Source organism: Fodinicola feengrottensis, assembly GCF_010993775.1.
Lineage (GTDB): Bacteria > Actinomycetota > Actinomycetes > Mycobacteriales > HKI-0501 > Fodinicola > Fodinicola feengrottensis.
In genome coordinates this window covers 193399-219645 of record NZ_WOTO01000002.1, presented here as the reverse complement: position 1 = coordinate 219645, position 26247 = coordinate 193399, and the positions used below count along the sequence as shown (strand labels likewise).

The 26247-nt window shown below is 66.1% G+C and carries 31 protein-coding genes and 2 pseudogenes; 13 read left to right on the top strand and 20 right to left on the bottom strand.

Annotated features, from left to right (window positions below):
* Positions 1–66: 66 nt before the first annotated feature.
* The 4 genes and pseudogenes from GNX96_RS02590 to GNX96_RS02575 all read right to left on the bottom strand — a co-directional run bounded on the left by GNX96_RS02590 (position 67) and on the right by GNX96_RS02575 (position 3258).
* Positions 67–867: an FAS1-like dehydratase domain-containing protein gene (locus GNX96_RS02590; RefSeq protein WP_279579150.1), complete on the bottom strand. Its 801-nt coding sequence runs from the start codon at positions 865–867 to the stop codon at positions 67–69.
* Positions 864–2014 (bottom strand): annotated as a pseudogene (locus GNX96_RS02585) (acyl-CoA dehydrogenase family protein). Before GNX96_RS02585 ends, GNX96_RS02590 begins: the two are co-directional and overlap by 4 nt.
* A gap of 72 nt (positions 2015–2086) precedes the next feature.
* Entirely contained in the window at positions 2087–2527 is a 441-nt protein-coding gene (locus tag GNX96_RS02580) for a hypothetical protein (protein WP_163566859.1), read from the bottom strand.
* A 221-nt stretch (positions 2528–2748) separates the two neighbouring features.
* On the bottom strand, positions 2749–3258 hold the full coding sequence (locus GNX96_RS02575) for an NlpC/P60 family protein (protein WP_279579149.1): 510 nt from the start codon (positions 3256–3258) through the stop codon (positions 2749–2751).
* 295 nt (positions 3259–3553) lie between these two features.
* Here GNX96_RS02575 and GNX96_RS02570 point away from each other — a divergent pair, with 295 nt between their 5' ends.
* Complete coding sequence (locus tag GNX96_RS02570; RefSeq protein ID WP_163566858.1) at positions 3554–4942, top strand: AfsR/SARP family transcriptional regulator; 1389 nt, start codon at positions 3554–3556, stop codon at positions 4940–4942.
* Positions 4943–5197: 255 nt separating this feature from the next.
* Complete coding sequence (locus GNX96_RS02565; RefSeq protein ID WP_163566857.1) at positions 5198–6349, top strand: hypothetical protein; 1152 nt, start codon at positions 5198–5200, stop codon at positions 6347–6349.
* A 166-nt stretch (positions 6350–6515) separates the two neighbouring features.
* On the opposite strand, the gene GNX96_RS02560 is transcribed toward GNX96_RS02565, so the two are convergent.
* The 9 genes from GNX96_RS02560 to GNX96_RS02525 all read right to left on the bottom strand — a co-directional run bounded on the left by GNX96_RS02560 (position 6516) and on the right by GNX96_RS02525 (position 14162).
* Complete coding sequence (locus GNX96_RS02560; RefSeq protein ID WP_163566856.1) at positions 6516–7778, bottom strand: hypothetical protein; 1263 nt, start codon at positions 7776–7778, stop codon at positions 6516–6518.
* Between the two features lie 58 nt (positions 7779–7836).
* Entirely contained in the window at positions 7837–8292 is a 456-nt protein-coding gene (locus GNX96_RS02555; protein WP_163566855.1) for a hypothetical protein, read from the bottom strand.
* Positions 8289–9113: a sugar phosphate isomerase/epimerase family protein gene (locus GNX96_RS02550; RefSeq protein WP_163566854.1), complete on the bottom strand. Its 825-nt coding sequence runs from the start codon at positions 9111–9113 to the stop codon at positions 8289–8291. Before GNX96_RS02550 ends, GNX96_RS02555 begins: the two co-directional genes overlap by 4 nt.
* The gene (locus GNX96_RS02545; RefSeq protein WP_163566853.1) at positions 9110–10267 is read right to left on the bottom strand and encodes a dihydrodipicolinate synthase family protein; all 1158 of its coding nucleotides are present in this window, start codon (positions 10265–10267) and stop codon (positions 9110–9112) included. Before GNX96_RS02545 ends, GNX96_RS02550 begins: the two co-directional genes overlap by 4 nt.
* The gene (locus GNX96_RS48175) at positions 10264–10614 is read right to left on the bottom strand and encodes a hypothetical protein (protein ID WP_279579148.1); all 351 of its coding nucleotides are present in this window, start codon (positions 10612–10614) and stop codon (positions 10264–10266) included. Before GNX96_RS48175 ends, GNX96_RS02545 begins: the two co-directional genes overlap by 4 nt.
* A complete protein-coding gene (locus tag GNX96_RS02540) occupies positions 10611–11417 on the bottom strand; it encodes a Gfo/Idh/MocA family protein (RefSeq protein WP_279579147.1) in 807 nt (268 codons plus the stop codon). The genes GNX96_RS48175 and GNX96_RS02540 overlap by 4 nt, the downstream gene beginning before the upstream one ends.
* The gene (locus tag GNX96_RS02535; RefSeq protein WP_163566852.1) at positions 11414–12151 is read right to left on the bottom strand and encodes a cupin domain-containing protein; all 738 of its coding nucleotides are present in this window, start codon (positions 12149–12151) and stop codon (positions 11414–11416) included. Before GNX96_RS02535 ends, GNX96_RS02540 begins: the two co-directional genes overlap by 4 nt.
* On the bottom strand, positions 12151–13071 hold the full coding sequence (locus GNX96_RS02530) for a DUF6807 domain-containing protein (RefSeq protein WP_163566851.1): 921 nt from the start codon (positions 13069–13071) through the stop codon (positions 12151–12153). The genes GNX96_RS02535 and GNX96_RS02530 overlap by 1 nt, the downstream gene beginning before the upstream one ends.
* Before the next feature lie 104 nt (positions 13072–13175).
* Positions 13176–14162, bottom strand: a complete 987-nt coding sequence (locus GNX96_RS02525) for a Gfo/Idh/MocA family protein (RefSeq protein ID WP_279579146.1) — start codon at positions 14160–14162, stop codon at positions 13176–13178.
* 122 nt (positions 14163–14284) lie between these two features.
* On the opposite strand from GNX96_RS02525, the gene GNX96_RS48170 reads away from it, so the two are divergent.
* The 4 genes from GNX96_RS48170 (at position 14285) to GNX96_RS48160 (ending at position 16795) form a co-directional block, all read left to right on the top strand.
* Positions 14285–14557: a LacI family DNA-binding transcriptional regulator gene (locus GNX96_RS48170; protein ID WP_279579145.1), complete on the top strand. Its 273-nt coding sequence runs from the start codon at positions 14285–14287 to the stop codon at positions 14555–14557.
* Positions 14532–15356 carry a LacI family DNA-binding transcriptional regulator gene (locus tag GNX96_RS02520; RefSeq protein WP_279579144.1) on the top strand — a complete coding sequence of 275 codons (825 nt, stop codon included), beginning with the start codon at positions 14532–14534 and terminating at the stop codon, positions 15354–15356. The genes GNX96_RS48170 and GNX96_RS02520 overlap by 26 nt, the downstream gene beginning before the upstream one ends.
* Positions 15357–15471: 115 nt before the next feature.
* A complete protein-coding gene (locus GNX96_RS48165; protein ID WP_279579143.1) occupies positions 15472–16155 on the top strand; it encodes a hypothetical protein in 684 nt (227 codons plus the stop codon).
* A 34-nt stretch (positions 16156–16189) separates the two neighbouring features.
* Positions 16190–16795: a hypothetical protein gene (locus GNX96_RS48160; protein WP_279579142.1), complete on the top strand. Its 606-nt coding sequence runs from the start codon at positions 16190–16192 to the stop codon at positions 16793–16795.
* On the opposite strand, the gene GNX96_RS02510 is transcribed toward GNX96_RS48160, so the two are convergent.
* On the bottom strand, positions 16755–17732 hold the full coding sequence (locus GNX96_RS02510; protein WP_163566850.1) for an NAD(P)H-dependent flavin oxidoreductase: 978 nt from the start codon (positions 17730–17732) through the stop codon (positions 16755–16757). The genes GNX96_RS48160 and GNX96_RS02510 overlap by 41 nt on opposite strands.
* Positions 17733–17849: 117 nt before the next feature.
* Between GNX96_RS02510 and GNX96_RS02505 the strand changes: the two genes are divergently transcribed.
* The 3 genes from GNX96_RS02505 to GNX96_RS02495 are packed head-to-tail and all read left to right on the top strand — an operon-like array spanning position 17850 to position 19115.
* On the top strand, positions 17850–18200 hold the full coding sequence (locus GNX96_RS02505) for a pentapeptide repeat-containing protein (RefSeq protein WP_279579141.1): 351 nt from the start codon (positions 17850–17852) through the stop codon (positions 18198–18200).
* Entirely contained in the window at positions 18197–18505 is a 309-nt protein-coding gene (locus GNX96_RS02500; protein WP_163566905.1) for a pentapeptide repeat-containing protein, read from the top strand. The genes GNX96_RS02505 and GNX96_RS02500 overlap by 4 nt, the downstream gene beginning before the upstream one ends.
* Positions 18506–18557: 52 nt before the next feature.
* On the top strand, positions 18558–19115 hold the full coding sequence (locus GNX96_RS02495) for an HdeD family acid-resistance protein (RefSeq protein WP_163566848.1): 558 nt from the start codon (positions 18558–18560) through the stop codon (positions 19113–19115).
* Positions 19116–19172: 57 nt separating this feature from the next.
* Here GNX96_RS02495 and GNX96_RS02490 read toward each other — a convergent pair whose 3' ends face one another.
* On the bottom strand, positions 19173–20192 hold the full coding sequence (locus tag GNX96_RS02490) for a glycoside hydrolase family 6 protein (RefSeq protein WP_279579140.1): 1020 nt from the start codon (positions 20190–20192) through the stop codon (positions 19173–19175).
* Positions 20193–20314: 122 nt separating this feature from the next.
* Here GNX96_RS02490 and GNX96_RS02485 point away from each other — a divergent pair, with 122 nt between their 5' ends.
* Complete coding sequence (locus GNX96_RS02485) at positions 20315–21430, top strand: LacI family DNA-binding transcriptional regulator (RefSeq protein WP_279579139.1); 1116 nt, start codon at positions 20315–20317, stop codon at positions 21428–21430.
* Here the strand turns inward: GNX96_RS02485 and GNX96_RS62230 are convergent.
* The 4 genes from GNX96_RS62230 to GNX96_RS02470 form a co-directional block, all read right to left on the bottom strand.
* Complete coding sequence (locus GNX96_RS62230; protein ID WP_390623888.1) at positions 21325–21558, bottom strand: GH12 family glycosyl hydrolase domain-containing protein; 234 nt, start codon at positions 21556–21558, stop codon at positions 21325–21327. The genes GNX96_RS02485 and GNX96_RS62230 overlap by 106 nt on opposite strands.
* Complete coding sequence (locus tag GNX96_RS02475; RefSeq protein ID WP_163566845.1) at positions 21458–22090, bottom strand: GH12 family glycosyl hydrolase domain-containing protein; 633 nt, start codon at positions 22088–22090, stop codon at positions 21458–21460. The genes GNX96_RS62230 and GNX96_RS02475 overlap by 101 nt, the downstream gene beginning before the upstream one ends.
* Positions 22091–22202: 112 nt before the next feature.
* The gene (locus GNX96_RS62225) at positions 22203–22340 is read right to left on the bottom strand and encodes an Lrp/AsnC ligand binding domain-containing protein (protein WP_390623887.1); all 138 of its coding nucleotides are present in this window, start codon (positions 22338–22340) and stop codon (positions 22203–22205) included.
* Positions 22297–22674 (bottom strand): Lrp/AsnC family transcriptional regulator, encoded by a 378-nt coding sequence (locus GNX96_RS02470; protein ID WP_279579138.1) that lies wholly within the window; start codon positions 22672–22674, stop codon positions 22297–22299. Before GNX96_RS02470 ends, GNX96_RS62225 begins: the two co-directional genes overlap by 44 nt.
* Positions 22675–22794: 120 nt before the next feature.
* Between GNX96_RS02470 and pdhA the strand changes: the two genes are divergently transcribed.
* The 3 genes and pseudogenes from pdhA to GNX96_RS02455 all read left to right on the top strand — a co-directional run bounded on the left by pdhA (position 22795) and on the right by GNX96_RS02455 (position 26054).
* Positions 22795–23865: a pyruvate dehydrogenase (acetyl-transferring) E1 component subunit alpha gene (gene pdhA / locus GNX96_RS02465; protein ID WP_279579137.1), complete on the top strand. Its 1071-nt coding sequence runs from the start codon at positions 22795–22797 to the stop codon at positions 23863–23865.
* A complete protein-coding gene (locus GNX96_RS02460; RefSeq protein WP_279579136.1) occupies positions 23862–24875 on the top strand; it encodes an alpha-ketoacid dehydrogenase subunit beta in 1014 nt (337 codons plus the stop codon). The genes pdhA and GNX96_RS02460 overlap by 4 nt, the downstream gene beginning before the upstream one ends.
* Positions 24876–26054 (top strand): annotated as a pseudogene (locus GNX96_RS02455) (dihydrolipoamide acetyltransferase family protein).
* A 46-nt stretch (positions 26055–26100) separates the two neighbouring features.
* On the opposite strand, the gene GNX96_RS48155 reads toward GNX96_RS02455, so the two are convergent.
* Positions 26101–26235 (bottom strand): hypothetical protein, encoded by a 135-nt coding sequence (locus tag GNX96_RS48155; protein WP_279579134.1) that lies wholly within the window; start codon positions 26233–26235, stop codon positions 26101–26103.
* Between the last annotated feature and the right edge of the window lie 12 nt (positions 26236–26247).

Here is a 26247-nt window from a genome sequence, read left to right as displayed (position 1 = left end):
CTCTCCTCATCCAGCGTGACCTGGCCGGTCACCGCGTCCGGGGCGCCGGCGGCGCCGGCGGTCAGCTCACCGCCCGAGCCACCGCTGACCGTGACCAACTGGTGGTCGAACAGCGCCGACAGGCCCGCCAGCGGAAATCCCTGACCGTACGATCCGGAGCCTCTCGCCGCGGCAACTCCAGCAGCAACAACGCCAACAGCGGGCCGTGCACGACCAACCCCGGATGGCCCTCGACCTGGGTCGCGTACGGCTGGTCGTAGTGGATCCGATGGGCGTTGTGGGTGAGCGCGCGCTGAACCGGAAAAGCAGCACCGGATCGGGCCGGACGCGCAGCTGCCAGGGGCCGCGTTCGGCGGGTTCGGTCATCTCCGGCGGGGCTGTCGGCCCGCTGCGCAGGTCGTCGGCATCTCGGTAGACGAGGTCCTGTTCCTCGAGCACCCGCAGCTGCCCGCCGACCAGGAATTCGTGCCTGACGGTCACCAGCAACAACCAGCCGGTGCTGCCGTGGCGTACTCGTACGGAGCCGAGGCTCGATCGGCGTTGGACCTGGTCGCCGCACCGCAGCGGCTGATGGACAGTGAGTCGGCCGCCGCCAAACATCCGCCGCCGGTGCGGCAGCGGCGGAGTGAAGGACGCGTTCGCCGGATGGCCGTCCTGCCCAAGTGTGGCCTGCGGATGGATCGTGTCGAAGAAGAACCAGTGCCACAACGGCGGCAGCGGGTCGCCGGCCGTACGGACCGGGGCCGGCTGGTCCAGCAACGCCGCGAAAGTCTCCGGCGGCTTCACGGTGATCACGTCCTCGGAGGTCTCCGGGTGCGGCCGCCAGTTCGCCTCGATGGCCGCGAACGCCTCCGGCGGCTCGCTCACGTGGCGGCCCGTACCAACGCGCGGCCAATCACCAGTCGCTGGATTTCGCTGGTGCCCTCGTAAATCCGGAACAGCCGGGCGTCCCGGTAGAAGCGCTCGACCGCGGTGCCGCGCATGTAACCCATGCCGCCATGCACCTGGACGCCGTGGTCGGCCACCCGACCGACCATCTCACTGCAGAACAGCTTCGCGGCCGCTGGGCCGGTCGAGGTGTCGGCACCGCTGTCGTAGTCGTCGGCGGCCTCGACCACCAGCGCGCGGCCGGCCCTGACGTCCGTGTACGAGTCCGCCAACAGGGCCTGGACCAGCTGGTACGTGCCGATGGCCTGGCCACCCTGTTTGGTGACGGCCGCGTGCCGTACCGACTCGTCCAGGATCCGCTGCGCCATCCCGACACAGACCGCCGCGATGTGCAGCCGGCCGCGAGCCAGCACCGCACCGACAGCGCCGCCTGGTAGCCACGGTTCGGCTCGGCGCCGATCAACCGGGCGGCGTCGACGCGTACGTCATCGAAGCTCACATCGGAGGTCCAGGCGCCGGCCTGTCCCATTTTGTGGTCCTTTGGGCCGACCGTCACGCCGTCGCTCTTCGCGTCCACGATCAACGCCGAGATGCCGCGACCGCCTTGCGCTTCCGCGTCCGTACGCGCGAAAACGACGAAATAGTCGGCCAGCGGCGCGTTGGTGATGAACCGCTTGCCGCCGTTGATCACGTACGTGTCGCCGTCCCGTTTCGCGGTGGTTCGCAAGCCCGCCGGGTCGGAGCCGGCTTCGGGCTCGGTGAGCGCGAAAGACGCGATCGTCTCGCCCGCCGCGAGGGACGGCAGAAACTCCTGTTTCTGCGCTTCCGTACCGAACTTCACGATCATCTGGCCGGCGATCGAGTTGTTCGTGCCGAACATCGACCGGAACGCCGGCGTCGTGTAGCCGAGCTCGAAGCCCAGGCGTACGTCCTCGGCCATCGTCAGCCCGAGGCCGCCGTACCGCTCCGGCAGCGCGAACCCGAACAACCCCATCTGCGCGGCCAGCGCTCGCAAGTCGTCGGGAATCCGGTCGGTGTCCTCGATTTCCTGCTCAGCCGGGACCACCCGCTCCCGTACCAGCTCACGGACGGTGGACAGCACCTGCTGAAAAGAGGCCGCATCCATGCCGTCGACACTACGTGCCGCCCTCGCCCCCAGCAGCCCGGCTCTCCCGCCGGGCCACCGGAAACCCGTCGCTTACTCGGCTGTCCCGTTCTTCCCGGCCATGGCCACAAGCACCTTGTCCAGTTTCTTCCCGTGCTCGGCCTGGCTGGCGACGAACTGCATCTGATTGCTGGCAAGTTGCGCTTGGCTGTTGAGGAGCTGCGTTTGACTACCCGACAACTGGTCGAGCCGATGCGCGAACTCATCGAGCCGATGCGCCTGACGCCGCTGGATCACGGCGAGCTCGCTGTTACTCGCACTGAGATCGTCGTACGTTCCGGTGAGCTCGTTGATCCGGTTGTTCTCCCTCATCTGGGTGACTTGCATTCTCGTTTGCGACTGGCTCAACGCCTCAAGCGTGGCTCCCTGTTTTTCCTGAGTCTTCTCGATCTTCTCGAGCAGGCCATAGATCGCGTGCACGTCGTTGTCAAGCCGGTTGATTTTGAGTTGAACATCTGCGGTCGTTGTCTCCATGGCTGGGGACTGTAACGGACCCACCAGACCTCACGGAACCTGGAAATTTGGTCTGTTGACTGGCATTTCCTGTGGACCTGTCGACGTAAGTCTGCCGGCCAGTCCTTATGGACATCGGGCCTGGGAAATCCCAGGAAAGAAAAAAAAAAACCCCCCCACCGGAGGTTGTCCGGTGGGCGGGGTCAACCAGGCCTGGGCGGTGCCTGGAAGCTGTTCGGCGATCAGGTGCCGGTGATGCTGTTGTAGCGATACGGCACGAAAGTGCCGTAGCCAGAGAAGTACGGGTAGGTGATCGTGCGGTGGTGGATGCCGCTGCCGGACAGTTCGTAACCGACGTACGAGCTATGGGCGGTGTTCGCCCACTTCTCGAAGATCGCCACGTGGCCGGCGTTGCCGGCGGCCTTGTTCAGCAGGATGTCGCCGCGTTTGAGGTCAGCCTTGGCGATCTTGGTGGAGATGCCAGGGAAGCGGGTGGTGTCGATGCCCGGTTTGGCCAGCCCCCAGGTGTAGGAGACATAGCCCGAGCAGTCGGTGCGGTAACCGTCGTGGGTGGCGCCCTGGTTGTATACGACGCCGTCGTTGACCCAGTTCTGGGCCCGGGCGATCACGGTCGCTCGGGACACCGAGGCCGATGCGGGTGGTGCCATCGACGCGACCAGTCCAGCCGAGACGACCAGCGTCGCCACTGTCGCCACGGCCAGCCTGGCCACCGCCCGTCTGGTGATCCTCATCCTCATCCAGCTCCCTCCGTGCAGGTAGGGTGGCGACGGCCGGATGCCAGTCGCCAGCTATCTCCTCCGCCAGACACCGGATTTTCGCCGGTCCAGCGTGGTGAGGCGCTTTCAGCTAAGCGGGGCCGGATACAAATTTCCTACAAACTTCGCCCGACATGATTATTTACCACGTTTACCTGGCGTAGTTTGGCCAATATCCGGGCAAGGTGGATGCGGCCAGGTACCGTTTGCACCCAAAGCCGCCTTTTGCCGGTCCGAGCAGGGACTTCGCGCCGCACGGGGGTGAACAGCCGTGACCGAACCGAACCACCAGTTCCTCTTCCGGTTCCGGTACCACATCCTGGGACAACTCGAGGTCCGCCGCTTCGGCCAGGTCGTCGAGGTGGGCGGCGACAAGGCCAAGCGCCTGCTCGCCACGCTCCTGCTGCAGCCCAGGCACACGGTCTCGACCGATGTTCTGGTCGACGTGTTGTGGCCGGCGGCGCCACCGCGCTCGGCAGTCGCGAACCTGCGTACGTACGTCAGCTCGCTCCGCGCGCGACTGGGCGTCAGCGGCGACGGCCCGTTGCAGACCCGGCCGTCCGGCTACCGGATCGACCTGGACGACGACGCCAGTGACCTGATCCGGTTCGAACAGCTGGTCGGTGAGGCGCGCCGCCAACACGGCTCCGGCGACACGGTCCGGGCCAGTGCGCTGCTGGACGAGGCCAACCGGCTCTGGCGGGGCGATCCGCTGGCCGACCTGTCTCCCGCGCCGGAATGGGAAATAACCATCAGCCGGCTGAAGGCGCTCCGGCTGGAGGCCGAGGAACTGCGGCTGGGCACGCTGATCTCGCTCGGCCGACCAACACAGGCCATCCCGGACCTGCGGGCTCTGGTTTCCGAGCACCCGCTGCGCGAGCAGCTCTGGTTCGAGCTGGTACGGGCACTGCACGGCGCTGGCCGCCGGGCCGAGGCCCTGCAGGCGTACGTGGACGCCCGGACCGTGCTCGTCGACGAACTCGGCATCGATCCCGGACCGGCGCTGCGTGGCCTACAGCGGACCGTGCTGGCGGACGCCGACCTGGACTCCGAGCCGCGCGGCGAGGCGTACGTGCCGCCACCGCGGGTCTTCCAAACGCCTGCGGACACCGCCGACTTCGTTGGCCGCAAAGCCGAGACCGCGGAGATCGCGACCGCCCTGGAGATCGCAACCGGGCCCACGTTCGTGCTGCTCACCGGCCCAGCCGGGGTCGGCAAGTCGGCGCTGGCCGTACACGCCGCGCACCGGTTCCGGGGGCGCTTTCCGGACGGCCAGATCTACGTCGACTGTCGGGGCACCGACGAACGGGGCGCCACGGACCTGCTGGCCGAGGCGCTCGGGGCGCTCGGGGTGCCGGCCGGAGCGCTCGCGCCCGGCCTCGCCGGCCGGGCCGCCCAGTTCCGCTCGCTGCTGGCCGACCGGGCCGTTCTGGTCATCGTCGACAACGCGGCGACGGCCGACCAGATCGCCGCTTTCCTGCCAGCCACCACCGGTTCCGCCGCGCTGGTCAGCAGCCGGCACCACCACCCCCCACTCTGCCGGGCTTTCGGCGCATCTCGGTGCCCGCTCTCGAAGATCCCGACTCCCACCAGCTGCTCGCGGAACTGCTTGGCCAGCACCGCGTCGACGCCGAACCGGCCGCCGCGCAAGCCATCGTGACCGGCTGCGACGGGCTGCCATTAGCGCTGCGTACGGTGGCCGCCGGCCTGATCGCGCAGCCGTACAGGCCACTATGGTCGATCGCCGTGCCGGCGAAGGGTCGCGGTTTGGACGGCGTCGTCGCCGACGGCATCGGGGCGGCGACCGAACAGCTACGGGCCCAGCCTGGATGCCGACTTTCGACGGCTGCCGGCCGGCGCTGCCGACGCGCTGACCGTCCTCGCTACCCTCGGTCCGGAGCCGGTCCCGGACTGGATGGTGTCCGCGCTGTCCGGTGCGACCGGCACCCTGGACGGCGTCGTCTCCGCCGGACTGCTGCAACCGGTCGGCACGGATACCCTCGGCATCCCGACGTACCAACTGTCCGGCCTGGTCCGGCGCTATCTGGACGGCCGTAGGACCGCGTCCATACCGCTGCCCGCGCTGGAACGAATGGCCGGCGGGTGGTTGACCCTCCTCGCGTACGCGTCCGAGTCGTTGCCAGTGGGTTTCTTCCAGGTGGAGCCGGCCGCGGCGGCTCGCCGCACGACGGTCCCGCCGGCCGCCCAGGTGGTGGCGCGGGCCCGCCGGAACGCCGTTCGCTGGCTGGAGTCCGAGCAGTCCCGACTGGTCGCCGTCACCGAGCAGACCGCCGACGCGGGCGCCGCCGGACTGGCCGTCGACCTCGCCGTCGGGCTGGCGTCGTTCTTCGAGCTGCGCGCGAATGTCGACGACTGGCGGCGTACGCACCGGGCGGCACTGCGCGCGGCCGTGTCGGCCGGCGATGCCCGCGGTGAGGCGATGATCCTGCGTGGGCTTGGACAACTCGACATTTACGCCGACCAGTATTCAGCCGCGGCCGGCAAATTCCACCGCTCGCTGGCACTGTTCACCCAACTCGGTGATCGCCGCGGTGCGGCGGCCGCACTGTCCGGCCTCGGCGCTGCCCACCACTACGACCAGAAAAAAAACGACCAAGCACTCGACTTTTACCGGTTGGCGCTGGGACTGTACGAAAAAAACCGGCAATGCCCACGGGGTCGCGTACGCCCGGGCCGCCATCGGCCTGGTGGGCATGAGCGCCGGCAATGCCACCGCCGCCCGCAAGTGGCTGGATCGCGCCCGCCTGGACGCCGGTGCGGTGGCCGACCACAACCGGTCCGCACATGTCCTGCACAAACTCGGGCTTCTCATGCACCGCCAGGAAGAACCCGCCATGGCCGCCGCGTACCAACGCGAGGCGATGGCCATCTTCAGCGGCCTCGGCAACGACCTCGGCGTCGCCAACACCAAGCTCCAGCTCGGCCAGCTCACCGCCGAGCGTGGCGCGGTGCGGCCGGCGATCGCCCTGCTCGAAGAGACCCTTCCGACGTACCGCACTCTCGGCGATCGCCGGTCCGAAGTGGACGCTCTGCTGCTTTTGAGTGATCTCAACGAATCCGAGCGCCGGGCGGGCCCTGCGTGGAGATATCGCCAGCGGGCAGCTCAGCTTTCCCACACTCTGCGTACCGGTTCCTAACCCAGCAGCTTAAGTACGCTTACGTCCAAGGTCAGGGGCGATTTCCCGGTCCCATAATGCAGAATTACCGTACGGTCAGGTCCGGCCGGAGCCTGCAACAGTGTGGTTCCTTGTAAAGCCGCCCAGCCGGCGGCGGGATGTGGCACACCCCAGGGATCCCGCTCTTTCGAAGACAATGAGGCTGTAGGGCTCCAGCAACATCCCGACTGTCGCCGCCGAGTTGAAATAGCTCATCGGATCCCCGCCAGCGGGCACGGTCACGTTCGTCACCCGGATGCCAGCCCCGCCGGATAGTGTCAGCTCCCCCGCCGTCACTGCCGAACCCGTGAGGGACCGACCGTCGTCGGTCAGGTTCATTCGTACGCCATCGCAGGTGACGCTGGTGACTTTGCTGGCTGGCGGCGTACCGGTCAGGTACGGCAGTCCCACCAGATAGCCAAACTCGCCGCTGACCTCATTGTCCACAGTGGACATTACGGTCAGCGTTGTCCCGTCTGTCATATAGGCAGTCCGTACGCCAACCACCCCGTGCGGGCCCTGGACGACTGAGTGGATGACCTTCACCGCGTACTGGCCATCGGTGTACTCCTCGGACCTGGCCACCGAAACCAGGTTCGTCAGCCGATGAAGGCCGTGCTCGTCCGTCCAATATGGACCGATCTGATGGATGATCTCGGTCTGCCCGGCCGTGATCGAATACGGCACCAACGACTCATCAAAGACCACCGACGTCGTGCCTTTTCGCAGCTTGTAACGAGAATTCTCATCTCGGCCGGACGGCCACCACTCCTGCCGGTGCTCCATCAACCAAATGGTGGTGAAGGCGAAATGGCCGGTCGGCACCCCATCCGCGCTGTCCATATGAAATGCCCGGGAGCTGTCGGTCCGATAGCGACCGAGATCGTCGCCAAGCGCATTGCTCCAAAACCGCAAACCCAGCACGTTCGGCGAGTTGTCGCGTTCCTCGTTGTGCCGGGCACCGCCGTAGTCGAAGCCGGACACCGACATCCGCAGGTTCAGGTAGCGCGCATGTTGTTCAGCGTCCGCCGCGAAAACTGTCTCGCCGGTGGCCAGATAAGCTTCGGTGACGAAGGTCAGCGCGATCGCGCTGTAGTTCTGATCGAACCCGCCCGAGTGCTCCTGGAAGTACGCGTACCCGCGGTCAGTGGCGCGAGTCGGCCGGATCTTCTCCAGATAGAGCCGCCGCATCGCCGCCGCGCGCATGGACTCACCCACCTCGCGTTCACCGGCCGCCGCCAGCAAATCACCCAGTTGCATGCCACCGATCACACAAGCAATGGCCTGGTTGCTGGCATCCTGTGGATCGAAGTCGGTCACCTCGGTGGACCAGCGCCAGTACGAACGGCCCAGGTCCAGCAGCGCCAGCCGGTGCTGGTCAGTCAGCAGCCCGTCGCCGAAAACGCAGGATGTTCACCGCGTGCAACAAAGCCCAGACCGTGGTCGGCCAGTCGCCACCGGGGATCCGGCCCGGTGTCAGGCAGTAGCGTGCGTACGGGAGGCCACTGTCCCTTACCCGCAAGAACGGTGTGCCGGGGTTGTCGGTGACGAAAATCCGCTGCCGGAAATGAAAATCCAGGCCACGACGGACCGGTTCGACCAGCCCCGGGTCCGCGTTGAGGTGCCATTCGTACGCTAGCAGGGAAACGACGACCCCGAGAGTGTTGTCGCCGACATCGAGTTCACGCCCGGCGACATCGAAACTCCCGTCGGCGCCCTGCCGTGCGATCGCCCGGGCAAGGTGACTGGTGAGCAGATCAAGCAGGTCCTCGACGCTGGTGGGGCTGGTCGAGATCGCCGAATCCAGCGGCGAAATAGGTCTCTCGTTGGTCAAGAAGCTGTCCCGACACAGGCCGGATAACGGGCGGCGATCTCGGCGACCACCGCCGCACCGTCCCGTTTCCACAGCTCGTCGTTGAAAATCTCCACCTCGATCGGGCCGGTGTAGCCGGTCGCCAGCACGGCCTCGGTGAACGCCGGAAAGTCAACACAACCGTCGCCGATCTGCCCACGACCGGTCAACACGCCGGCCGGCAGCGGCGTCGTCCAGTCCGCCAGTTGGTACGCGGCGATCCGCTCCCCCGCCCGCGAAATGCCGGCATCCAGGTCCGGATCCCACCACAGGTGGTAAGTGTCCACGCAGACGCCGACCTGTGCCACCGGGAACTGCTCGGCGATGTCCAGCGACTGCGCCAAAGTGGACACCACGCAGCGGTCCGACGTGAACATGGGGTGCAGCGGCTCGATCGCCAACCGCACACCGCGCTCAGCCGCGTACGGCGCCAGTTCTGCGATCGCGTCGACGACCTGAGCGCGCGCCCCTCGCAGATCGCGAGAACCGGCCGGCAACCCACCGGCAACGAGCACCAGCACCGGTGCTCCCAGCGCGGCCGTTTCGTCGATGGCTGCGCGATTGTCCTGGATCGCCCGGCGCCGGTCGGCCGGATCCGCGGCCGTGAAGAAGCCACCCCGGCAAAGGCTGGTGACGGAAAATCCAGCGCTGGTGAACAGTTCGGCGGACCGCACCAACCCGTACTCGGCAACCGGCTCCCGCCAGAGCCCGACCGCGTCAACACCGACAGCGGTGCACGCTCTGATCAGCTCAGGCAACGAAAGTTGCTTCACTGTCTGCTGGTTGATCGACAACCGGCTCATTGATCGACTCCCGCCAACCGGAGGAAATCCCGTACTCGGGTCGCGGCGAGATCCGGGTCAGGGAAAAGTCCGAGCCTGTCGGCGAGGACGTACGCACGAGCAAGGTGCGGCACCGAGCGAGCGCTCTCCAGGCCGCCGACCATGCGCGGAGTGTCCTGGAAACCGGCCAGCCAGGCCACGAATACCACCCCGGTCTTGTAGAACCGGGTAGGCGCGCCAAATAAATGTCGAGAGAACTCCACCGTCGGATCGAGCAGCCGGCGGACGGCGGCCGGATCGTCGGCCAGCTGCCGGACAGCCGTTGACGCTACACCGGCCAGCGGATCGAAAATTCCCAGCAGGGCATCGCTGTGGCCATGCTTGTCGCCAGTAATCAGTTCCGGGTAATGGAAATCGTCACCTGAATAGCACCGCACCCCGGCCGGCAGCCGGCGGCGAAGCTCGACCTCCCGATCGGCGTCCAGCAAGGACACCTTCACGCCGTCGATCGCGTCCTGATGCGCCACGATCAAGTCGACAAGGGTGTCAGTCGCCTTGTCGAGGTCGTCGCTCCCCCAGTAGCCGCTCAACGCTGGATCGAACATCGGTCCCAACCAATGCAGGATCGCCGGCCGGCTGGCCTGCCGCAGAACAGTGCCGTACACCTGCTCGTACTCGTCAGGGCTGGTCGCGAAGGCGGCCAACGCCCGACTTGCCATCACGATCGGCTGGCCGCCGACTTCCTCGACCACCGCCAGTTGCTCCAGATATGCCTGAACAATCTCGTGGAGGGACGAGACGGGCGAAGCCAACTGATCCGTACCCACTCCGCACGAGATCGCGCCACCACACGCCGACGCTTCGGCACCACTGCGCCGAATCAGCTCCGCGGCGACCGGCCAGTCCAGGCCCATGCCGCGCTGCGCGGTGTCCATCGCCTCGGCCACGCCGAGTCCGTACGACCAAAGATGCCGGCGAAATGCCAGAGTCGCGTCCCAGTCCAGGACCGCGGGCTGCCCAGGACTGTTGTCCGCCAGCGGATCCGCCACCACGTGCGCCGCCGCGAAGACCACCCGCTCGGTCAGCGGGGTGTCCACCGGCTCGAACGCGTGGGGTGTCTTTGCCGGCTGGTGCTCGACAATCGAGCCATCGGCGGTCGGGATATGGAGAATCACAACCGCAGCTCCGGCACGTCGAGCCGGCGCCCTTCAGCCGCCGCTTGCAGGCCAAGTTCGGCGAGCTGCAGGCCTCGGGCTCCGGACAACAGGTCGTGTGACCATTCGCCACCGGCATAGACGTGCCGAAGGAACTGCTCCCACTGGATTTTGAAGCCGTTGTCGAAAACCGCGTTGTCCGGAATTTCCTGCCACTGCGACCGGAAATCCAACGGCGTGGGCATGTCCGGGTCCCATACCGGCATCGGCGTGGCCGAGCGGTGTTGCACCCGGCACCGGCGCAGGCCCGCGACCGCACTCCCGTCGGTGCCGTCCACCTGGAACTCCACCAGCTCGTCCCGATTCACCCGAAAACCGTCCATGAGGAGTTGATCTGCGCGATGATCCCGTTTTCCAGCTGGAAAATCCCGTACGCGGCATCGTCCGCGGTCGCCTCGTACGGCTGGCCGGCCTCGTCCACCCGCGCCGGGATCCCGGTGGCCTGGATGGCCTGAACCGTACGGATCGGCCCGAAGAGACCGCGCAGAACGTAGTCCCAGTGCGGAAACATGTCGAGCACGATCCCGCCGCCGTCCTCAGCGCGGTAGTTCCACGACGGCCGGTTCGGCGGCTGCCAGTCGCCCTCAAACACCCAGTAGCCGAATTCCCCCCGCACGGACAGGATGCGGCCGAAGAAACCGCCGTCAATCAGCCGTTTCAGCTTTCGCAATCCCGGAAGGAAAAGTTTGTCCTGCACAACTCCGGACTTGATCCCGGCCGCGTCCGCCAGCCGGGCCAGTTCGAGAGCGCTCGCGAGGGTGGTGGCGGTCGGTTTCTCGCAGTAGATGTGCTTTCCGGCGGCGATCGCGGCCCTTACGGCCGGTTCGCGTGCCGAAGTCACCGCCGAGTCGAAATAGATTTCCACCGAGTCACTGGACAACACCTCGTCCAGATCGGTCGTCCAGTGCTCGATCTTGTGCTGCTCGGCCATCCGGCGCAGTTTGGTCTCGCTGCGGCCGATCAGGATCGGCTCCGGCATCAGCGTGCTGCCGTCCGGCAGGTCCAGGCCGCCGGCGTCCCGGATCGCCAGAATCGAGCGCACCAAATGCTGTCGGTAACCCATCCGCCCGGTCACGCCGTTCATAGCGATCTGTACGGTTCTGATCGTCACTTCTCGCTCCCCGCCCTAATATCCTCGATCGAAGGTCGTGTCGCAGTGTCATAGCGTTGCAACCGGCCGCACATTCCCCAAGCAGGGCTAGGTTCGCCGACGTAGACGGCACCTTCGGTGAGGTGGCTGATATCTCCAGCGGCGAGAGCGTCCAACTGCCGGCCGGTACGCTCAGCGGCCGCCACCGGGCCGTCCTGCCACTTCTGGCGCCACTCTCCGATTTTCGGCGCCACCAAGCCGCCCGCGGCTCGATGGAAAGCGGCGAGCGCGGCCGCGTCCCCGCGTACCAGTTCCTGGAACCCGACGATCGCCAGATCGCGTCGCCGGCGCACCGATTCCTCCGCGGCCAGCGGGTCCACTGTGGACGCTGCCGCATATGCCGCCGGATCGGCCAGGATGTTGGATGGGAAGGTGAAAACCGCGTCTCCGGACTCCGGAAGGCCGGCATTCTGCATCAGGACGACGAGCCGCAGGTCGTCCTCGTTGATCAGCCGATGAATCGTACCGGGAGTGAACCAGACGACCTCGCCGGCGCCCAGCGGCGTGCGACGAAATCCTTCGGTGGTGAGGGTTTGCACGGCCCCGCGGCCGCCAGTCACCGCGTAACCCTCGGTGCACGCCAGATGCATGTGCGGTGAACCGCCACACAGCTCGTCGGCACCTGGCCAGTCATAGACCCTCAGCTGGGAAATCCCGATCGCACCAGGCAGAGGTGCCTCGTCGTCGACGGCCATCAGCCGGTCCAGGTAGACAACGGGAAAGCCTTACGATAGTCCTCAATCCCGTCCCGATCCCAGCCGCCGGCCCGTACGACCACGCGCCACCCGCGCTCGAGTACGGCTCCAGGCCTCAGTTCGATTTCCTGGTCGAAAGCCAGCGAAGGATTGGCGATCGGGAAAGGCTCGGTGCGTACGAACCACTTCGCCTCGGCCGCATTCGAAGGATCGTGTTCGAAAAGCAGCGTGGACGTGGCGTCCACGTCGTCGTGTTTACCCACATACGCGAGCCAATCCGCGCGCTGCCCCATCATTTGCGGTCCGCCCAGATCCGCGGGTCCGAGCACCTGACCGTCGGTGAACGATCGCGGTCCACGCCACGCGAGGCCGGTGTAACCAGCCGCCGGCCGGCCGGCCGTGGTCGGGCTGCCGAAAAGCAAGGACTCATCCCGGGTATTGGTTATCGCCGTACGCCAGCGAATCGACCACGTTCCCCATGACGGCGACACATCTGCGACTGCGATTTCCCGGGTTTCCCGCGCCCATTCTTCCCCAGCCGCCGTCAGCCACCGCAGCTTCTCGGCTATTCTCAGAGATTCGTCGCTCACCTGCACCCGATCGAAGCCAAGGTGCTCCATCGAACCGACGACCTCCGGCAGCGGCAAATACCCTTCGCCGTGTCGGTAGCTGTGGCCGCCCCAGAAATTGTGGCCGCTCAGATGCGAAACCGCGAACTGCAACCCCTTGTGCCAGCGATGGTCGTGAGGGCGATAGCCGGTGACGAGGTCGCCGGCGAGGGTCCGCAGGGGATGCGCGTACGGCTTGGGGCCTTCGAAGGCGGACGGATCGGGTCGATAGACATACCGGAAGATCTCCAGCCCTTCGGTCGACACGGCGATCGCCTCGCCGTGCGTGTGAACGACCTGAATCTGACTCACCGGGCCGCCTTTCCCCGCATCGACTGGTAATACGGATGGCCAGGACCGGATGTCGCCGCGGCGGACCGGTGTGCCGCTGTCGGCCGAGGCATACATGGCGGTGATCAGCTCGAGAGCCGCCCGGCCGCTCGCGCGCCGCCGGCCTTTGGACGCTCGCCGGCTCGCATGCTGGCCAGCAGATCATCCAGAGCGGCGGCATGTGAGCTGGGCACGTCCTCAGTGGACGGCCAGAGCTTTTCTGTTGCCTCAGAGCAATGATGGGCCGGGGTAAAGCGCCAGTTCGCGTTCTGGTAGCCGTAGAGATGGCTGAGCTCGACGGTCGCGTCCCGGAAATCGAACCGCAGGTAGCTTTCCTCACGTGGCGAGAGCGCACTGGTGACCACGGTCGCCATCGTGCCACGCTCGAATCGTACGCACGCCATGGAAACGTCGTCGGTCTCGATGTTGCGAGCGAGTGTCCCTGTCATGGCGCGGATTTCCGCCCAGTCGCCCAACACTGCCAGCATCAGGTCGATTTGGTGGATGCCCAACGCCATCGCCGGCCCACCACCTTCGGTCTCGAACTTTCCCCGCCAGGGCACCGCGAAATAGGCGTCGTCGCGATACCACGTGGTTTGACAGAGGGCCACCAGCGGATCACCAAGCGACCCGTCACGTACCAGGCCGGCGAGGTGTCGCGTACCAGATCCGTATCGCTGTTGGAAAACAATCGCCGCGTACGGGCCGCCTTCGGACTCGGCGGCGATCATCGCGTCGTACTCGGCCAAGGAACGTGCCGGTGGCTTCTCGCACCACACCCATGCGCCGGCCCGCAACGCGGCGCTCGCGTGCTCGCTGTGCAGGCCGGGCGGAGAGCAGACCACCACCAGGTCCGGTTCGGTCCGGGCCAGCAGCGCCGGCACATCCTGGTCGGTGTCCGGGATGTCCCATTGTGCAGCGAAGGCAGCCAACGCGCCGGGGTGGACGTCAGCCGCGCCCACCACCGCCACCTCGGGACCCAGTCCGCGTAGCGCCGGCAGGTGCGCGCTGCCGGCGATGTTCCCGGTCCCGACAATCGCGACCCGGACCTGCTGATCGACTCCACGCGACACGTCGTACGACCTCCATAGAAAGCGCTTTCTACATTCTCTCGAAACTAGGATCCGACGGTCCGGCTTGTCAACCTCCGGCTTGGTAGCCTCAGCGTTCGGTACGCGCAGAAAGCGATTGCGGCATGACCCAGCACCCCGATCCACCGGCCACACTGGCCGACGTCGCCCGCCGCGCCGGCGTGTCGCCGGCAACCGTGTCGCGGGTGCTCAACGGCAACTACCCGGTCGCGCTCGACACCGCGGCCCGGGTTCAGCGTGCGGTCACCGAGCTGAGTTACGTCGTCAACGGCAATGCTCGCGCACTCGCGGCCGCCACTTCGGACCTGGTCGGGATCATCGTCAACGACGTGGCCGACCCGTTTTTTCGGGTTGATCGCGAGCGGCATCCAGGATGAGACCGGCGGCACCGACGTTCTGGCCATCATCGGCAACACCGCGGGCGCACCGGATCGGGAGTTGCGTTACTTGACGCTGTTGCGCCGCCAACGGGCCCGCGCGGTCGTCCTCACCGGCGGTACGGTCGACTCCCCCGACCACCTTCGCGCGGTCGCGACCCAGGTCAGCGCCCTGGTCAGCGCCGGAACCACGGTGGTTCTGTGCGGTCGGCCACCGCTGGCCGGCGCGGACCATGGGCCGTTGGCCGGAGTGTCCACTGTGGACTTCGACAATCGCGGCGGCGGGCAGGCACTGACCGCCCACCTGATCGCGCTCGGTCATCGGCGGATCGGCTATGTGGCCGGGCCGGCGAACCGGACAACAACGAAACTGCGGGTGCTTGGCCACCAAGACGCGCTGAAGCGGCACGGCCTCGGCGGCACCGACTGTCCAGTGGTGTCCGGAGACTTCAGCCGCGGCACCGGAGAGTCCGCGACCGCTGAACTGCTCCGCCAGCGGCCAGACCTGACCGCGATCGTGGCCGGCAATGACACCATCGCCCTTGGCGTCTGCGCGCTATATCTGCGATCCCAGGGCCGCACCGTGCCCGCGGACGTGTCGGTGGCCGGCTTCGACGATCTCCCCTTCAGCGCGGACGCGGTGCCGGCACTCACCACCGTCCGGCTGCCGCTCATCGAGGCGGGGCGTACGGCCGGACGGCTCGCCCTGGGACGGCAACTTCCGCCCCCTGGCGGGATTTTCCCCGTCCCAGCCGAGTTGGTCGTACGAGCGTCCACCGCGCCCGTCCGCGGGATTTAGGACTTAATCAAAGCCTTGCCCACGCCATTTCATGTATGTAGCATCTGTTCAGCCCAACAGCGCCTGTTCACATCCACGAACACACTTGTCGTACATCCGACGAATGGCGGCCGACATGACGGACGTTTCCCGACGGGCTTTGCTGGCCGGTGCCACCGGAACCGCTGGCGCGCTGGCACTTCCAGCATTCCCAGTGGCCGCCGCCGCTGAGCCGCGAGTTCTCACCGACGCGGCCTCTTACGCGGTGTCCAAACTTCGTACGGTGGCGCCGACCGTGACGGCGTTCCCGACCGGTACGAAGTTCGAGAAATGGGCCTTCTCGCAGGACGGTGACTGGGTGGGCGGCTTCTGGGCGGGTGCCCTGTGGTTGGCGTGGATCTACAGCGGCGAGGAGAACTTCCAGTCGCTGGCGATCGCCTCGGCGACCAAATTGGCACCCCGACAGAATGACACCTCCACCCACGACCTCGGTTTTCTGTTCTCTCCCTCATGGGTGACCGGCTGGCGGCTGACCGGCGACGACAAATGGCGCGCCGGCGCGTTGCAGGCCGCTTCTTCGCTGATCCAGCGATACAACCCGGCCGGCCGTTTCATCCGGGCCTGGGGAGCGTTGGGCACTTCCGGCAACGCTGGCCGGGCAATCATGGACACGCTGATGAACCTCGACCTGCTTTCCTTCGCCAGCCAGCAAACCGGCGATCCGAAATATCTCGACATCGCGATCGCCCACGCTCGTACGACCCAGCACAACTTCGTACGACCGACCGGACGGCTCGACTCCGCATGTCTTCGATTTTGACCCGGTCACCGGGGCACCGATCGGGCCGAACACCGTGCAGGGTTACAGCCCCACCTCGTGTTGGTCTCGCGGTCAGGCCTGGGGAATCTACGGCTTCACCACCATGTACAGGCGGACCGGCTACCCGGAATTCCTGGCCACCGCCAGGAAACTCGCCGACTTCGCGCTGAGCGTACTCACACCCGACCATGTGCCGGTCTGGGACTACCGCGCCCCACAGGCACCTCATGACATCAAGGACGCTTCGGCCGGAGCTGTGATGGCTTGCGGTTTGTTGGATCTTGCGCGTGTTTCGCGTCGTCCGATTTACCAAACCCGGGCGTTGGACATCCTTACCGCGCTTTGCCGCACCTGCCTGACCACCACATCCACCCGCGCCGACGCGATCGTCGCCCGCTGTACGCGCAACCGGCCCAGCGAGGACGGCGTCGAGATTTCCGTCCCCTACGGCGATTACTACCTCCTGGAGAGGCGCTGTTGCGCGTCCTTCGCCCCACCCAGCTGGCCGCCGCGATCGGACTTTAGCCGCTACTCGCCACGCGGTCGAAGGGCCACAGTCCCCGTACTCAAGGACCAAGAGCGGTGGATCCGGTTGCCCATCAGGCAGGCAGCGTCATGGCGGCCAGCCGGCCGTCGATAATCTCGACCGCCTCGGTGACGATCCGCCGGACGAGCTCGCCGACGGTGGGGATGTCCTTGATGAGTCCTTGCACCAATCCCGCGCTCCAGATGCCGTGTTCGGGGTCACCCAGCTCGAAAACCTTACGACCCCGCGAGCCGGCGACCAAGTCGCGTACGTCCGCGAATTCCCCGCCTTCGTCCAGAATCCGGACCACATCGCGGCTCACCGCATTACTCGAGACGCGCGCGGTGTTGCGCAGCGAACGGAAGATCAACTCGGTGTCCCGCTCGCTGGACGCCACGATCTGTTCCTTGACCCGCTGGTGGATCGGCGACTCGACCGTACACATGAACCGGGTGCCCATGTTGATGCCGTCCGCGCCCAGCGCGAGCGCCGCGACCAGGCCTCGCGCGTCCCCGAACCCACCGGACGCGATCATCGGGATGCTGATCTTGTCAGCGGCCGCCGGAATCAACACCAGGCCCGGAATGTCGTCCTCCCCTGGGTGGCCGGCGCACTCGAAACCGTCGATGCTCACGCCGTCCACACCGATCGACTCGGCCTTCACCGCGTGCCGGACGCTGGTGCACTTGTGCAGAACTTTGATGCCAGCACGGTGAAAATCAGGCAGGTGCGCCTGCGGGTTGAAACCGGCAGTCTCGACGATCTTGACGCCGGAGTCCACGATCGCGGCCCGATACTCGTCGTACGGCGGCGGGTTGATCGACGGCAGGATCGTCAGGTTCACGCCGAACGGCCTGTCCGTGAGCTCGCGACAACGGACGATCTCCTTGGCCAGCGCCTCCGGAGTGGGCTGCGTGAGCGCGGTGATGAACCCCAACGCGCCCGCGTTCGCGACCGCTGCCACCAACTCGGCGCGGCCCACCCACTGCATGCCGCCCTGGGCGATCGGATGCTCTACCCCGAAAACCTCGCAGAACCTGGTCCTGAGCATGGTGTCTCAACCTCCCGCTCGCGCCGACGGCAATGCAGCGCACCGTACCCTGAGCGATCGCTAAGTAAGGAGAGAGTGACGAATCTGCCACCATGTACGTCCACTAGCGTCGACGCCGTGCCCACCAAACCCGCTCGGCGACCGGCGAAACCCAAGCCACCAGCCGCGCTGGACCCCGCCGCTGACGAGCTAGCCGACGAAGCCGTCTACCGCCGGCTCGGATTCGTCGAAACCGACCTTTCCGGGCGTACGGCCGCGCTCGCCGAATTCGAGCAGTGCCGGTTCCGCACGGCCAACCTCAGCAACACCCGGCTGGAGCGGGCGTCTTTCACCGACTGCCTGCTGGAGAGCTCGGATCTGGCCAACCTCCGTACGGTCAAGTCGTCTCTGCATCGTGCACTTGTCCGCCGACCGAATGACCGGGCTGCACTGGGTGGACGGCGCCTTGCGCGAGGTGGCGATCACTGACTGCCGCGCCGACCTGTCGTCTTTTCGTTTCACCCGCCTTCCAAAACGTCCTCTTCGAGGACTGCGTGCTCACCCGTGCGGATTTCCAGAACGCCGATCTCACCGGCGCCCGGTTCGTCAACTGCGACCTGACCGGCGCGCAGTTCTCGCACGCGAAAATGACCGGCACCCGCCTCACTGGCTGTGTGCTGGCACATCTCGGCGGAGTGTCGAGCCTCGCCGGCGCCACCGTGTCCGGCGCCGACCTGGTGGCGCTGACGTACACACTCGCCGGCGCGCTCGGCATCAACATTGAGGACAGCTAGTCGCTCCAAGATGGTGCATAATCCGGCATATCCGTCCTACCGGAGGTGCCTGATGGCCGAAACCAGCGGTGTCGCACAGCTGTCCCCAGCCTGGCCAATGGTGGGGCTTCGCGGCCTGCTCGCCGTTCTCTTCGGAGTGGTCGCGCTGGTCTGGCCGACCATCTCCATTCTCACGCTGGCGGTGCTTTTCGGCGCGTACGTGCTGGTCGATGGCATCAGCGCGATCGTGCACGCGTTCCAGCACGGCGCGACCACGGCCCGTTGGGGTTACGTGGGGCTCGGGGCGCTGGGCATTGTCGCCGGCATCCTGGCGCTGCTCTGGCCGGGCCTGACAGTCCTCGTCCTCGTCACGCTGGTCGGCATCTGGGCAGTAGTGACCGGCGTGCTGGAAATTGCCGCCGCGCTGTCCATGCGCCGGGTCGTGGGATCGGCAAGCGTGCTGGTGATCGTGGTCGGCGCGCTGTCCGTGCTCGCCGGGATCTTGATCCTCGTCCAACCGCTCGCCGGTGCTTACGGCATCGCGCTCATCATCGGCGCGTACGCCGTCATCTACGGCATCGCGCTGATCGCCCTCGCCTGGCGACTGCGTGCAGCCCGGAAAGTTGTCTAGGCGCAAATAGCGCCATCCATAATGCCCAGCCCCCTGCGTTCGGTCATCGCCAGCGCCTCAGTTTCCGTTGATGAGATGAGTCGCGAGGTCCGGCGAGAACTGGCCCGCCGGCACCGAAGGCGCACTGCCGCACGTACCGTCGGAATCGCCGGGCACCTTCACCCACAGGAGCATTTCCGCGCCACCTCCGGTGCGGCTATCTTCGCCGAGCTTGCGTCCGGCCGGGTTGCACCACTGTCCGTTCGCGCCGTTGCCGTTGCGACCGACATCAATCACAAACGGCGTGGTGTAGCCGTACCGGCTGGACAATTGGTCATCCACCGCGTTGGAGAAGCCTATTGACTGCTCGGTTGTGTAGAAATTTGAGACATTGTCAGAAAAACCACGGACGTTGCGGAGGCCGGCGGCCTCCAGCCGGGGGGCCATCACATCCGCCGACATCCAGCCGGCATTGCCCGCATCCAGGTATGCCCAAGTGTTCGGCGACTTGTCCCGGAACTGTGTGGTGGCGTAGTTGATCATGTCCGTACGCACCTGCCGATCGCCGTCCGTGGGCAGGCAGTCCAGCTGCGGCAGCGCATCGGGCTCGATCACCACCACGGCCGGCAGATCGCCGATAGCGGCGGCAAAAGTCGAAATCCAGGCCCGGTACGCCTCCGGGCTGCCGGCTCCGCCACTGGAATTGCCCCCACAGTCGCGGCCGGGAATGTTGTACGCCACCAAAACCGGAAGCTGATCCACGTTCGCCGCGGCGCCAACGAACCCGGAGACCGCCGAGGAGATATCACCGCTCCAGTTCCCGAACCAGCGAGCGATTGGCTTGCTGCCGATCGCCGATGCGATGGCCGGCGCCCGCGAGTCGTCGGCGTGGTCCCGAGCCCAGGTAGCCGGGTGGGACTCCGGGTCCACGTAGAACCCGTTCGTCATCTCGATGGGGCTGTGCGGCCGGGCGCCGACCAGCTCCGCTCCGGACGCCGATCCAGCCGCGCCGAGCGCGGCGACAAGGACAGCGGCTGCGGCGGCCAGGCGGAACCCGCACCGGCCGATTTCGGGACGACCAGTTCGAAAGATTTCCATCACGGCACCTCCGGAAGGACCTTTTTGGGAGCGCTCCCATGAACGGACTATAGTGTGGCCTTGGGCATTGGTCGAGAGCCGACGGGGGCTTGTTGGGTGACGACACGGGAGGGTGGGCAGAGGTGGCCGGAGCGGGACAACCGACGATCGACGAGGTGGCCCGGCTGGCCGGTGTCTCCCGCGGTACGGCATCGCGGGTGATAAACGGGGGAGCCCATGTCAGCCCAGCCGCACACGAAAAAGTCCTTAAGGCGATCGAAGAGCTGCAATACGTGCCGAGCCGTGCGGCCCGTTCCCTTGTCACGCAACGCAATGATGCTGTCGCTTTGGCGATCTCCGACGCGAATCCGCGGCTGTTCACCGAACATCCGTTCTTCTCCGAGGTGATCGTCGGCATCGACACGGTGCTGGCCGAGTCCGACCTGGAACTGATGCTGGTGCTCGGGGCCAGCGTTCGGGAGCGGAACCGACTGCGCCGTCAGCTGAGCTCACGCCGAGTGGACGGCATAATGCTGCTTTCCTTACATGGTGAGGATCCGCTGTACGAGCTGGCGGAGCAGGCCGACGTCCCGGTCGTCTACGGCGGAAAGCCGCTCGGAGTAGAGCCGCCGCACTACGTCGACGCCGATAATCGCGGTGGCGCCCGGCAAGCCGTCGAGCACCTGGTCACCACCGGCCGCCAACGCATCGCCACCGTCACCGGGCCGATGGACATGGACGTGGGAGTGGCCCGCTACCACGGATTCCGGGACGCGCTCGGCTCGGCGGGCCTGCCCGCGCATCGGGTGGCGAACGCCGATTTCACCGCAGCCTCGGCCGTACGTGCGATGGCCGACCTCCTGGACCGATTTCCGGACCTGGACGCGGTTTTCGTCGCTGCTGACTCGATGGCGGCGGCCGCACTCGGCGTCCTCCATGAGCGCGGTCGACGGATCCCGCAGGACGTAGCCGTGGTCGGATTCGACGATCGCGCCACCGCGCTGACCACCCATCCGCCGCTGACAACTGTTCACCAGCCTGTCCAGGCACTCGGCGCGGAAATGGCCAAGATGTTGCTCAGCCTGATGGCCGGACGGCCGGCCGGCCACGCTGATCCTGCCCACGCGGCTGGTCATCCGGCAATCGACGTAGCTCAGTTCACCGTCACTGAAAACGAATGCGTGGCGAGGCCTGTTCCGCCCTTCCAAAGCTCAAAACCCGCTTCGACGTCGATCAGCCACCACGAGTTCTGGAGGTAACCGCGCCCGACCGAGTCGGCAGTCAGGTCATGAACGTCGATGTCGTTCACCGAGGTCGTCGGGTTGGTTCGCGCGTACGAAACGAGATTCCACCCCGACTGCCGCGCGTACCAAACGTCGTACTGCACTCCCCCAACTGTCACTGTCCCGACCTTCGAACCGGCCGGGCCAACGTTTCCGTTGTGCGCCAAACCAAATCATCACCTCAGTGCCGTTTGGTTGCCCACTGGTCGAAGCGCTTTGGTTATACCAAACGTCGTAAGCAACGTCGTACACGTTGCTGCCGGCGGGCTGGCTAGTGCTCCAACTGGTGGTGACTTTTCCAGCGGACAGTGCCGAAACCTGGATCGGGAAACCGCTGTTCGGCGTACAGGCGCCCCAGTGACATCCCTTGTAAATGGACGGATATCCAGCGGGCGGTTGACCGGTCGGGCTGTTCATCGACGAGTTCACCACCGCGAAGTCGGCGCCGCCGCTGGTGCTGATGCATTCGTTCGCGGAGGAGTTCCACTCGTCGTTCTGCACGATGTACGTGCCGCCGGCCACCGAGGCTGTCTGCGAATGACAGAGTGTCGTGGCTGCCACGGCCGGAGTCGATAAAGCGCCGAGTCCGATCGACACCAGCGCCGCCAGCGTGACAAAGCGATTTCGTAGCGTCATGGTTTCCGCCCTTTCTGGGAGCGCTCCCAACTGGGCCGTCACGCTAGCATTGGCTTAGCTGATTGAAAAGCCTTCGCCCCTTATGGCGGTGATTTGTCGTTTAAAGCGAAGTTCAGAGCTCGTCGAAGACCAGGATCGTGTGGGTAGAAAGCACATCCTCCATCATTTGCAGTCGCTCCAAGACCAGATCGCGCAGGCTCTCGGCGTCACGAGTACGGACAAACAAGACCAGGTCGTTGTCGCCGGACACCAGCGCCCCGTGTTCGACCTCCGGCACCCGTCGCAGTGCTTGCCGGACGTTTTTTCCAGGAGTGCTGGCGAATCTTCACGTGGATGTGCGCGGACACCGTCCGGCCGAGCTTGCGGGGATTGACGATCGCCGCATAGCCGGTGATCACGCCCTCGCGCTGCAGGCGTTCCACTCGGGCATAACAACCGGCACGGGAGATGTGTACGCGCTCGGCCAGCGCCCGCATCGACAGCCGCCCCTCGACCTGCAACTGCGCCAACAACCGCAGATCAACGTCGTCGAGAGCGACCGGTTGTCCAGCCGAACCGGACGAAGAGTCAGCTTCGGTAGCCATAATTCCAGAGCGTACGAGCCTCAGTTCGTATTTGTCTACGCTTGCTTGCCCACGCTAGATGTTCTGCGCTCACACGCCCAGACTGGCGGCTACTCGTCTTTTCGCAGATCGGAGCGCCTGGTGACCACATCGCTGCTCCCCACCGAAAGTCCGGTGGCCCTGATCGACGCCGACGGCCAGCCGGTTCCCGACGCCTTATGGAGCATGCCGAGCGACGAGGTGTTGGTGGCGCTGCATCGAGCCATCGTGCTGGCGCGCCGGTTCGACGCGCAGGCGACGGCATTGACGAAGCAGGGCCGGCTGGCGGTCTACCCGTCCGCGCGAGGGCAAGAGGCCAGCGAGATCGGCGCCGCGCTGGCTTTGCGGCCCCAGGACTGGCTTTTCCCCACTTATCGGGACTCGATGGCAGTGGTGGCGCGCGGTGTCGATCCGGTCGAGGTCCTGACGCTGCTGCTGCGCGGGGACTGGCACTGCGGCTACGACCCGTACGAGCATCTGGTCGCCCCGCAATGCACACCGCTGGCGACCAACACCCTGCACGCCGTCGGTGTCGGCCACGCGGCCACCCTCAAGGGCGAGGACACCGTCGCGCTGGTCATGCTTGGCGACGGCGCCACCAGCGAGGGTGATACTCACGAGGCGCTGAACTTCGCTGGTGTCTGGAAAGCGCCGGTAGTGTTCTTCGTACAGAACAACGGCTATGCCATCAGCGTTCCGCTCGCCCAACAGACCGCGGCACCTTCGTTGGCGGCCAAGGGAATCGGTTATGGCGTTCCCGCGATGCTCATTGATGGCAACGATCCGGCCGCCGTCTACCGCGCCGTCTCCGTCGCGATCGCTCGCGCTGCCGCTGGGGACGGGCCGACGTTGATCGAGGCGGTGACGTACCGGATAGAGGCCCACACCAACGCCGACGACGCGACCCGCTATCGACCGGCGGAGGAAGTGCGGCAGTGGCTCGCACGTGACCCGCTCACCAGACTTACCCGCTATCTCACCGATCGCGGCCTCCTGGATGCCGACAGGATCGCCGCACTCGATGCGGAGGCCGAGGCCGAGGCGGCCGCCTTGCGGCAGCGGATGAACGTGGACGCCGTACTCGACCCGGCTGACCTTTTTCGGTACGTCTACGCCGAACAGACGCCCGAGCTGCGCGCGCAGCAGCAGGAACTGGCTGAGGAGTCGCGATGACGATCGTGGCGGAACAGGTCGTCGAGGCGGCACCAGTAGCCTCCGCGGTGACCATGGAGGCCGCACTCAACCGCGCTTTGGCCGACGCGTTGCGTGACGACGACCGAGTCCTTGTTTTCGGCGAGGACGTAGCAAAGCTTGGCGGGGTTTTCCGGGTGACCGACGGGCTCGCAGCGACCTTCGGGCCGGCCCGGGTGTTCGACACTCCGCTGGCCGAGGCCGGCATTGTCGGCACCGCGATCGGGATGGCCATGAACGGCCTACGGCCGGTGATCGAGATGCAGTTCGACGCCTTCGCCTACCCCGCTTTCGAACAGATCACCAGCCATCTAGCGAAGCTCCACAACCGGACGAAAGGCAAGATCGCGCTGCCGATCGTCATTCGCATTCCGTACGGCGGCGGCATTGGTGGCGTCGAGCATCACTGTGATTCGTCCGAGGCCTATTACACGCACACCGCGGGCCTGCGGGTGGTAACCCCGGGCACTGCTGGCGACGCGTACGCGCTGCTCCGGCAGGCGATCGACTGTCCAGACCCGGTGATTTTCCTGGAACCCAAACGCCGCTACTGGTCGAAGGAAGCCGTCACGCTCGACCACACCGGCTCCACTGTGGACGGTGCGGTGATTCGCCGGACGGGCACCGATGTCACCCTCATCACGTACGGTGGCACCCTCGGTACCGCGTTGGAGGCAGCGCAGGAGGCTGACCGCAGTGTCGAGGTCATCGATCTGCGCAGCCTCTCCCCTTTCGACGACAAGACCGTCGCGGCGTCCGTTCGGCGTACCGGCCGGGCCGTCGTCGTCCACGAAGCCAGCCGATTTTGCGGCTATGGCGCGGAAGTCGCGGCACGGTTGACTGAGCAGTGCTTCCACTATCTGCACGCTCCGATCCTGCGAGTAGCCGGTTTCGACATTCCTTACCCGGCACCGAATCTCGAAGAACATCACCTTCCCAGCGTGGATCGCATCCTGGACACCATCGACCGGTTGCAGTGGGAGGACAGCTGAATGCCCGACTTTCTGCTGCCGGACCTCGGTGAAGGGCTCACCGAGGCGGAAATCGTCACCTGGCACGTACGGGTGGGCGACACGGTCACGATTGACCAGGCCGTCGTCGAGGTGGAAACGGCCAAAGCCGTCGTCGAGGTGCCGGTGCCTTTCGCCGGCCGGGTGACCGAGTTGCATGGCGCCGCGGGTGAGGTCCTCACCGTCGGAAGGCCGCTGATCACCGTACAGGAGAACGAGAATCTCTTCGTCGAAGCCAGGTATCGTCCAGGCCGACAACGAAAGCGGCAACGTCCTCATCGGTTACGGCACCTCCGCGGGCAGCCGTCGACGCCGCCGCGCGACACCACCCAAACGGCTCCCATTCCAGTGGTGTCTCCGTTGGTCCGGCGGCTCGCTCGTACGGCCGGTGTCGACCTCGCCACCGTGCGCGGATCAGGCGCCAACGGCCTCATCACCCGCCGAGACGTGGACCAGGCCGTGCATCCCGAGCCGGCCGGACTCGTACGCGTCCCGATGACCGGGTTCCGCAAGGTCATCGCGGACAAGCTTTCCCAGTCGCGGCGGGAAATCCCGGAGGCCACCGTCTGGGTCGACGTGGACGCGACCGGGTTGCTCAGGCTCCGCCAGGATCTCAACACGACAGGCCCGAAAATCAGCCTTCTGGCACTGTTTTCCAAGTTCGCGATGCTGGGCCTGCGCCGATTTCCCGAGCTCAACGCGCGGATCGAGGGCGACGAGATTCTGATGGGCCCGACGGTCAATCTCGGTTTCGCCGCCCAGACCGACCGCGGCCTGGTCGTACCCGTCGTGCCAGACGCGGCAAAAAAACTGCCACTTGAGCAGCTGTCGATGAGCCTCGCGGAGCGTACGACCCTGGCCAGAGAAGGAAAACTGGCACCCAAAGACCTGACCGGCGGCACCTTCACCCTTAACAACTACGGCGTTTTCGGCGTCGACGGTTCGGCCGCCATCATCAACCACCCCGAGGTGGCGATCCTCGGCGTCGGCCGCATCATCGACCGACCGTGGGCGGTGGACAAACAGGTCGTCGTGCGCAGCTGCACCCAGCTGACGCTCGCCTTCGACCACCGTGTCTGCGACGGCGGCACCGCCGGCGGTTTCCTGCGTTTCGTCGCCGACTGCGTCGAATCCCCCACCACGATTCTCCGACACCTCTGACGCCGCCCCGCCATGGAACGCGGGATCTCGGCGCATCAGCAGTGCGTTAAGCCGTACGACGCAGCAGCTCCTCGAACGGCACCAGATCGTCCGCCGGTTTCGTCGTACGTGCCTGCAGAAGCGCACCGAACTCGCCGGCGGCGCGCGCTCGATCCGCTGCTGAAGTGTGCCAGCGCCCCAATCGGCCGAGGCC